This is a genomic window from Mycobacterium sp., assembly GCF_046095365.1.
Taxonomy (GTDB): domain Bacteria; phylum Actinomycetota; class Actinomycetes; order Mycobacteriales; family Mycobacteriaceae; genus Mycobacterium.
Map to the genome: position 1 here is coordinate 1 of NZ_JBJTJF010000057.1, position 8,542 is coordinate 8,542.

The 8,542-nt window shown below is 72.3% G+C and carries 7 protein-coding genes and 1 other RNA gene; 3 read left to right on the forward strand and 5 right to left on the reverse strand.

Going from position 1 to position 8,542, the window contains the following annotated elements; genetic code table 11:
• Positions 1-4,547 (reverse strand): PE family protein (locus ACKOQ4_RS04595; RefSeq protein ID WP_526289295.1); only part of this gene is annotated, 4,547 nt, incomplete at its 3' end.
• On the opposite strand from ACKOQ4_RS04595, the gene ACKOQ4_RS04600 reads away from it, so the two are divergent.
• The gene (locus tag ACKOQ4_RS04600) at positions 4,528-5,067 is read left to right on the forward strand and encodes a hypothetical protein (RefSeq protein WP_526289297.1); all 540 of its coding nucleotides are present in this window, start codon (positions 4,528-4,530) and stop codon (positions 5,065-5,067) included. The genes ACKOQ4_RS04595 and ACKOQ4_RS04600 overlap by 20 nt on opposite strands.
• An 839-nt stretch (positions 5,068-5,906) precedes the next feature.
• On the forward strand, positions 5,907-6,584 hold the full coding sequence (locus ACKOQ4_RS04605) for a TPM domain-containing protein (protein WP_526289299.1): 678 nt from the start codon (positions 5,907-5,909) through the stop codon (positions 6,582-6,584).
• 35 nt (positions 6,585-6,619) lie between these two features.
• Here ACKOQ4_RS04605 and ACKOQ4_RS04610 read toward each other — a convergent pair whose 3' ends face one another.
• The 3 genes from ACKOQ4_RS04610 to ACKOQ4_RS04620 all read right to left on the reverse strand — a co-directional run bounded on the left by ACKOQ4_RS04610 (position 6,620) and on the right by ACKOQ4_RS04620 (position 8,078).
• Positions 6,620-6,976 (reverse strand): PASTA domain-containing protein, encoded by a 357-nt coding sequence (locus ACKOQ4_RS04610; protein ID WP_526289301.1) that lies wholly within the window; start codon positions 6,974-6,976, stop codon positions 6,620-6,622.
• 56 nt (positions 6,977-7,032) lie between these two features.
• Positions 7,033-7,731, reverse strand: coding sequence for a DUF4344 domain-containing metallopeptidase (locus ACKOQ4_RS04615; RefSeq protein ID WP_526289303.1), 699 nt, complete (start codon positions 7,729-7,731; stop codon positions 7,033-7,035).
• Between the two features lie 104 nt (positions 7,732-7,835).
• Positions 7,836-8,078: a hypothetical protein gene (locus tag ACKOQ4_RS04620; RefSeq protein WP_526289305.1), complete on the reverse strand. Its 243-nt coding sequence runs from the start codon at positions 8,076-8,078 to the stop codon at positions 7,836-7,838.
• 117 nt (positions 8,079-8,195) lie between these two features.
• Between ACKOQ4_RS04620 and ACKOQ4_RS04625 the strand changes: the two genes are divergently transcribed.
• Positions 8,196-8,327, forward strand: a complete 132-nt coding sequence (locus tag ACKOQ4_RS04625; protein WP_526289307.1) for a pentapeptide repeat-containing protein — start codon at positions 8,196-8,198, stop codon at positions 8,325-8,327.
• Between the two features lie 75 nt (positions 8,328-8,402).
• Here ACKOQ4_RS04625 and ssrA read toward each other — a convergent pair.
• Positions 8,403-8,542, reverse strand: a transfer-messenger RNA (tmRNA) gene (gene ssrA / locus ACKOQ4_RS04630); the annotation flags it as partial.

Here is an 8,542-nt window from a genome sequence, read left to right on the forward strand (position 1 = left end):
GCCCCGCCGCTGCCGTTGATACCCGCCGGCGCACCCGCACCACCAGCAGCACCCGCATTACCCCCGACGCCGCCCTTACCGCCGGCACCCGCATCACCACCAGCACCACCGGCCTGACCGTTGACACTCAACACCGTGCCACTGGCACCATCGGCGCCACTGCCACCATTGCCACCAACACCGGCCCCGCCACCGACACCACCATCACCGCCGGCGGCGTTCGCGCCCGCGCTGCCCCCGGTCGCACCGCCCTTGGCGCCACCGGTGCCGCCGATCCCGCCGTTACCGCCCGCACCGCCATCACCGCCGGCGCTGCCGTTCTGACCGGCCGCGCCAGGCAGCGATCCGTTCAGGCCGGCGTAGCCGGCTCCACCGATGCCGCCCGTACCGCCGTTGCCGCCAACCGCGCCGGCCCCGCCGTTGCCGTCGGTACCGTCGGCAGCCGATCCGCCGCCGAGACCCTTGGCGCCGCCGGCACCACCGTTACCACCACGGCCCGCGTTACCGCCGGCGCCGCCGGTCTGGCCGGGGGTCGAAGGACTGGTGCCGGCTACGCCGGTGACACCGCTGCCGCCGTTACCGCCGATACCGGCACTGCCACCGGTGCCGCCGTTGCCACCAATCGCGTCAGAGCCCCGTTGAGCGGTCGCGCCGCCGGCCACGCCACCCGTGCCGCCGTTGCCACCGGCACCAGCAGCGCCGCCGGTACCGCCGGCGCCGCCGTCGGCGCCGGTGCCCGCGACGCCATCGAAGCCCGCGCCACCGATTCCGCCGTCGGCGCCGTTGCCGCCGGCGCCGGCGTCGCCACCGTTGCCGTCGGTGCCGCTGGTACCGGTGGTCGCCTTGCCGGCAGCGCCACCGGCGCCGCCGTTGCCGCCGGCCGCGCCGCTGCCGCCGTTGCCGCCCGCGGTGCCGTCCGGGGAGCCCAGAGTGCCGTTGCTGCCCGGGGTGCCGCTGCCGCCGTTGCCGCCGGCCCCGCCGCCGCCGCCGACGCCGCCGTTGCCGGCCGTGCCCGTGGTTGCGGCACCGCCGCCACCTGCGACGCCGCCGTCGCCGCCGGCCGTGCCGTACAGGCCTGTGCCGGCCGTGCCGTTGTAGCCACCGCCACCGGCGCCGCCGTTGCCGCCGTTGCCCGCGACACCGGTGGTCGCGTCGCCGCCGACGCCGCCGCAGCCGCCGTCGCCGCCGTCGATACCGGCAGTCGTCGAGGTCCAGCCTGTTCCGCCGTCGCCGCCGTTGCCGCCGCTGCTGGCAGACCCGACACTGCCCGGGGTTGCAGCGGTTCCGGCGGTGCCGCCGTTGCCGCCGGTGCCGGCGCCGCCGCCGTCACCGCCGCAGGCCGCATCGGGATGCTGCGCAGTGCCGTCGGCACCCCGGGCACCGTCGGCGCCGGCGCCGGCGTTGCCGCCGTTGCCGCCGCTGCCGTTGCCGCCGCCACCGATACCGCCGTTACCGCCGCTGCCACCGTTGCCGCCCCTACCGCCGGGAGTGCCGTCGGTACCGGGTGCCCCGCCGTCGACCCCGGCGCCGCCCTTACCGGCATTGCCACCTGCGCCGCCGTTGCCGCCGACGCCACTGACCGAATCACCGCCATTGCCGCCGTAGCCACCGGAACCGCCGGTACCGCCGGTTTTGGCGTTACCGCCGCTGCCGCCTGCCCCGCCGTTGCCGCCCGTGCCAAGACCCAGGGCGCTGTAGCCGTAGCCGCCGTCACCGCCGTTGCCGGCGTCGGCGATCAAACCGTCGAGGCCCCAGTTGGCGACCGCCCCATCCGGTCCCGTCCCGCCGGACCCGCCCCGGCCGATGGCTCCGCCGTCACCGCCGTTGCCACCCTTGCCGCCGTTGGGAGTGTTGATGTCGCCGTCGACGCCGTTGCCGCCGTCACCGCCGGTGCCGGCGTCACCGCCGTTGCCGCCGTCACCGCTGACGCCGTCGTAGCCGGCATTGCCGGTGCTGCCCCCGGCGACACCTCCGGCGCCACCGTTGCCGCCGATACCGCCGTCGCCACCGTTGCCGCCGGCACTGCCGTTCTGCCCGTCCGAACCCGGTAGTACCCCGTCGGATCCGCGGAAACCGTTGCCGCCGCTGCCGCCCGCGCCGGCGGTACCACCCCAGCCGCCGTCGCCGCCGCTGCCGTCGATGCCAGCCGCCGCTTTGCCGCCACCGGCGCCGCCGGCGCCGCCCGCACCGCCGGCACCGCCGGCGCCGCCGTTGCCGCCGGCGGTGCCTGCGGTGCCTGGGGTCTGCGAATCCGTGCCGGCGACACCGTCGACGCCGTCGACGCCCTGGCCGCCGTTGCCTGCTGTACCGCCGTCTCCGCCGCGGCCGCCGACAGCGTCGGTACCCGCGGTGCCCGAGCTGCCCTTGCCCAGGGCGATCCCGCCGGCACCGCCGGCACCGCCCGCGCCGCCGGCCGCGCCGCGCCCGCCGTCGCCGCCATCGGTTCCCGATTGACCCGCCGACACTCCATCAGTGCCGTCGGCGCCGTCACCGCCGTCACCGCCGATACCGCCGATACCGCCGGCGCCGCCGGCGCCGCCGTCACCGGATGTTGTGCCGCCCTTCCCGCCCGCACCACCGCGGCCGCCGGCACCGCCTGCGGTGCCGGCCGTGCCCGCACCGCCTGGACTGGTGGCGTCGGTTCCGTTGACGCCGTCCTTGCCTGCCCCGCCGATACCGCCCGCGCCGCCGTTGCCAACCGCGCCGCCGGCCCCGCCCGCCCCGCCGTTGCCGCCGGCCGCGCCCGCCAGCGCCGTCGGGTCGGTGGCGGCGTTGTAGCCGTCACCGCCACGCCCGCCGTTGCCGCCGGACGTCGGGGTGGCACCCGCGGTGCCATCGGTGCCGGCGCTGCCGCCCTTGCCCGCGCCCTTCGCGCCGCCCTTTCCGCCGCCGCCGGCGGCGCCGGGATCACCACCGTTACCGCCGGTGCCGGCATCGGGGTGGGCTTTGGTGCCGTCAGCGCCGCGCCCGCCGCTGCCGCCGGCGCCGGCGGCGCCGCCGGCGCCGCCGTTGCCACCGTTGCCGGCGGTGCCGGGGGCATTGATGAACAAGCCGTAGCGGGCCGAACCGCCGGCCCCGCCCGCACCGCCGTTGCCGGCGGCCCCACCGGCACTGCCGGCGGTGCCGTCGTAGCCGTTGCCGTTGTTATCGGCGAAACCGGTGGAGTCCCTGCCGGAGGTTCCGGCGGTTCCTGCGCCGCCGTTGCCGCCCAGGCCGCCAGCACCGCCCGCGCCGGCCCCGCCCAGCAGGATGCTGCCGTCGCCGCCGTCGCCGCCCAGACCGCCACGCCCGCCGGCGGCCCCCGCACCGCCGTCCGCGCCGCGGCCACCCGCGCCGCCGGCGCCTGTGCCGTTGTTCTCCGACCCCTGGGAGCCGTCGATGGTGAACGGGATGATCCACGCGTTCGCCCCGCCGTTACCGCCGTTACCGCCATTCCCGCCGGCCACGCCGGCCACTGCGGCGGCGGTGCTGTTTCCGCCCGCACCGCCATCACCGCCGGCGCCCCATAGGGTCAGCCGCCCGGTCCCACCGGCGTGGCCACCGTTACCGCCGGTGCCGCCGGCGCCGATCGCGTCCCCGCCCGCACCGCCGTTGCCGCCGCCGTCGAGGAAGATCGCGCCGCGCCCGCCGTCACCGCCGTCGCCGCCGCGTAGATACCCGGCCCCGCCCGCTCCGCCCGGGCCGCCGTCACCGGCCGGGGACAGCTTCCCGGTGGTGCCGCCGTCACCACCGTTGCCACCCACCCCGCCGAGGTTGGTCGCCGCGCCGCCGGTGCCGCCGTAGCCGGCGTTGTTGACCGGGGAGAACAGGCCCGTGTCGCCGCCCCGCCCGCCGCGGCCGCCTTTGCCGCCGACGCCGGTGGCCGCTCCACCGGCGCCACCGTTGCCGGCGAAGCTCAACCCGGGCGGGAATCCGGCGACCGAGAACAGACCACTGTTGCCGCCGGCACCGCCGGTACCGCCGACCCCACCGGGCGCGCTGGCCGAACCGCCGGCACCGCCGTCACCGCCACGGCCGAACAGCAAACCACCGGTACCGCCGGCCCCGCCCGTCCCACCGGTCGTGGTGCCGCCGACGCCGGCGCCGCCGGCGCCGCCGTTGCCCCACAGGCCGGCGCTGCCGCCCACACCGCCGGCGAACCCACCACCGCCGTTGCCCCACAACAACCCGGCCCGACCGCCATCGCAAGCACCCGTGGTGCAGGCACCCTCGTACTGGGTGTAGGTGTAACCCGTGCCCCCCAGCAGGCCCGCGTTCGGATTATCCGCGGTGCCGTCACCGAATAACTTGAACTGACCCGCCGTCAGCCTACCCGTCGCCGACGCGGCCGGCGTCTTCAGCGACAACCCGCCCAAGGCCGGGCCGGAGGTCGTCGTACTCGCAGCGGCCCTGCCCGTGACCGTCGAGCCGCCCACTTCGCGCCGACTCGCCGCGGCGACCGTCCACAACAGCGGTGCGGCCGCCGGAGCATCACCGGTTCCGCCCGCAGCCAGCCACGACAACAGATTCCGGCCCAACCCCGCGACCTTGCCGGGCGCAGAGTTCACCGACGACGCCGACGCAGGTGCCATCACCGGAGCCGACGACGCGGCCGGGGACATCGACGCGAGCACCGACGCGCCCGACTGTCCCAACGAGCCGGCCGATACCGGCGCCGAATTGCCCTCGGCTCCAACGGAAGCCGGTATGGAGTCGCGCAAGACCGGAGCCTCGACCACATCCGCCGCGCTGGTGACCGCCGACGCACCCGCGCGACGCGGAGACGGAACACGCGTCACCGCGGCCGGAGCCGGGGCCTCCGAACCACGCCGTTGGGTGGACCCCGCAGCCGACGACGGCAACGCACTCGAAGGCGAGCGGGTCGACGGGGCGGCACCGCCTCGACGCGAGGTACCGCGCGAAGGCGCGCTACCGGCAACGGCAGGGGAATCAGTCCCGCCGGCCGCCGACTCGATACGGCTCGCCCGCGCACCGGCGCGAGCCTGCCTCGCCGTGGATCGCGGGGTACTCGAAGAGTCGCCCGCGCTGGTACCCGTCGAGCCAGCCGAACCCGTGGTGTCGGCATAGGCAACCACCGGCACTGAAGCCACGGCGGCACCCACACCGAGGGCAATCGCCAGCGCCCCGACCCGCCCCACGTACTTGCCGTAACGGGTCGTCGATTCCGCATCGTTCACGGCACGTCGTGTGGAGTCGATCGACCGCACCGGATCCTGCGACGAACGGCTCTGATCCTCGGTGGCGGATTTGGTGGGTGATGTAGGCACGGTTGCTCCCTCAACGAAATCAGCGGGGCAACTGGCCCCGCCTCGGGAGCAAGTATGTCGTTCAGTTCCGGCTCAGACCAGCTAAGGCTCTCGAACCTGCCGACATATGTAACGTACGGCGACAAGTGGGAGGTTCAAACCGGTTCTTGCCACCCCGTCGCAGCCGTGAGCCCCGATTGCCTTGGGATGCTGGCGAACATTCCATCCTCGGCTTCATGACCCTGACAGTCATGCCGGGCGCGGGGAGTCCTGATGCCTAAACAGATGTTCAACTAGCGGAAACTGCGGACGCGTGAGACCCACCGGGGAGCCCAGACCACCGGTACGAAAACGACGGATGGCAACCGCGACATGGCCTTCCCGAACAGCAAAGCGGCTGAGCCCTGCGTCGCGGCGTTGGATCTATCCACGAATGCAGCGGAGCTAACCCGAAAGCAACGGGGCCGGGCCCTTCGAACTGGCCTGCCCGATGCGGCCGAACCGCAATCGAACCCGATAGGAAAACCCGCCGAACCGTGGAAGGGAATACGGATCCCGAAGGGACTTCCGTCGGCCGATCGGATTCCAGCTGCGGAACGGCGGATCGTTTAGTCGCTAGGCTCAATCGGAGCGACTGCTACGACGATCGGAGCCATCAGGATGAGCATCCCGCCCTACCCCGAGGCCAACTCCTACGGCACTCGCGACGGCCAGTCCACGGGAACGCGGGCGCCGATCAAGTACATCTGGCCGAAGCGGATCGCCGTCATTCTCGCTGGGCTGACCCTGGTTGGCGGGATCGGCCTGGGCGTGAAGACCCTCCTGCACAGTGATGACACGGCGGGTACAAGCCAGGAGACGGTACAGTCCGCGTCTCCGCCGCCCGCGCCGTCGCAGGCACCCCCGGCGCCTGGAGCCTCACAAGCCCCGCAGGCGCCGACCGGCCCGGCGGCGCCGATGCCGCTGAGGCAGGCCGTCACCGATTCCGCCGGGACGTTGAGCAGCGAGCAGACTGAACAGGTGCAAACCGCCGTCAAGAGTCTGCAGGGGGCACGCGACGTCCGGTTGTGGGTGGTCTACGTCGACGCGTTCGACGTCCCGCCCGGGGAGTGGGCCCGCAAGACCCTCTCCCTGACCAAGGCGGGGGAACGCGACGCGATCCTCGCCGTCGCGACCAAGCAGCGGAAGTACGCCTTCCTGGTCGCCCCGGCGGCTTCGAACCGATCGGAACAGGCGGTCAAAGACCTGCGAATCAACGACATCGAGCCGAAGCTTCGCGACGGTGACTTCGCCGGCGCTGCCGTCGCCGCCGCGACCGGACTACAAGCCCTCGGCTGAACCGTTTCCGTACCGCGTCGCCGAGGCGCCACGGCTCATCCGACCTTGACGACCTTCACGATGACCGGTTGATCGGACTTCACGACTGTTCCGGCACCCGGCTCCATGCCCACCACCTTCCAGTCCTTCGCCTGCTCGACGGTGCTGTATTTGGTGTTCGATGAGGACAGTTCCACTTTGGTGAGCCCGAGACCCTCCAGCTTGGTCTTGGCGATCTCGGCGTTCTGGCCGTAGATATCAGGGAGTGCCACGTAGGTTACCGGCTTGGCGGCCGAAGGAGCTGAAGCCGCTGGAGTCGCAGTGACAGTGGCAGGAGGCTGCTGGCCGGCCGCCTGGCAGGCCACCATCGTCAGCGCGGATGCCGCCAGAAGCGAGAGCTTGCCCCATGTCATGGCATGACACGGTACCAAGCACCCGGTATGTGCCTAGGGCCACTCAAGCGCGGTGGTCACTTCGGCTTCTCGTATGGCGCGAACAGCTCAGACCATGACCGGGCCAGCAGCTGGTACTCGTCCTCGCAGCCCACCGCCCGGCTCTCCGGCAGCTCGCCGTCTGTGACAAGGCGTTCGAACTTGGCCGGGTTCGAGCCGTACATCCAGCACAGCATGTTGTACATGCGAGCCTGATCCACGGGATGCTTATCAGCCAAGTCCGCCTCCTCGAGATCCCCCTCGCTTTCGGCGTAATGCTCGAACATCCGGGCGTAATCGCGGACGGCCTGCTCGGCCCCGGGTTCCACGTTGCCGTTCTCATCGGGGGTGAGCAACAGGTAGACCACGAGTTGGTCGGAGGCGTCCTCCTCTTTACCGGTGATCGGTAGTCCGCCCAAGTCGATCGCCGCGTGGGCAAGCTCGTGGTAGAACGTGGCCCGGGTGGCGTTGACCGCCGCCGGGATCGGATCGGCGTCGCCGGCTGCCTGGAAGGAGCGCAAGCTCAGCAGGGCGTCCTCGTAGCAGAGGGTGATCCTCTTCTTGCCGGAGTCCCAGTACGCGTTCGGCTCGTTGCACTCCGCCCCGACCAGAGCGATGTCCTGCGGCAGTTTGATCGTGGCGTTGACCTTTTCGGCCGCGTTCTCGAGGATGTGGTTCCGCATCATCAGGGAGCGGCCAGCGAGCGCCTGACCGCTGGCGGCTTTCTCGTACGTCACCGTCATCATCGGCTCGGGCGCACCCGAACCGCACCCCGCGGCCAGGACCGCAGCGGCGGTGGCGGCACCCCGAAAGGATGACCGCGCCCGCTCCCGCGGTCGACTCAGTTGTCGCCCGGCTTGGCGGTCGGCGCCGCGGGTGCCTTCACTTCAGGCTTGAAGCTGGCGTCGTTCTTGTCGGACTTCGCCCCCGATTCGCCCTTGGGTCTCTTGGAATCGATGTGGCTTTCAGTCTGGTCGTTCGGGGCCGGGGCCTGTTTGGCGCTGCAGCCGACCGCGAACCCCATGCCGACGATAGCCAGGCCTCCCACGAGCGGTGCAAGCCTGCGAGTCAAGTCAGAATTCATGCCTATTGATATCAGACTCACGGCCCTGAGGCCAACGCTCGGACCCGCCGGCGGCGTCCGCGCTACAGCACAGGATGTTCGGCCTGAGTCTGAAACTTCGCACGCCGGACCACGCAGATGAGGCCTGGGCTGCTTGAGTGGGGCTGCCGGGAATCCCTCTCCGACGCGAACCTCACCGACGCGAACCTCACCGACGCGAACCTCACCGGGGCGAACCTCACCGGCACAATCCTCGCTGGCACGAACTAATCGACCGGGACCATCGGCCCGAACCTCACCGGGGTGAAAACAAGAAAGGCCAGGCCCCTCGGCCTGGCCTTTCTTCGGTGGAGCTGCCGGGAATCGAACCCGGGTCCTACGGCATTCCCTCAAGACTTCTCCGTGCGCAGTTCGCTATGTCTCTACTTGGATCTCCTGCTCACGCGAACAAGTCAGGATGACGATCCCAGTCGCTGTTGGTTGTT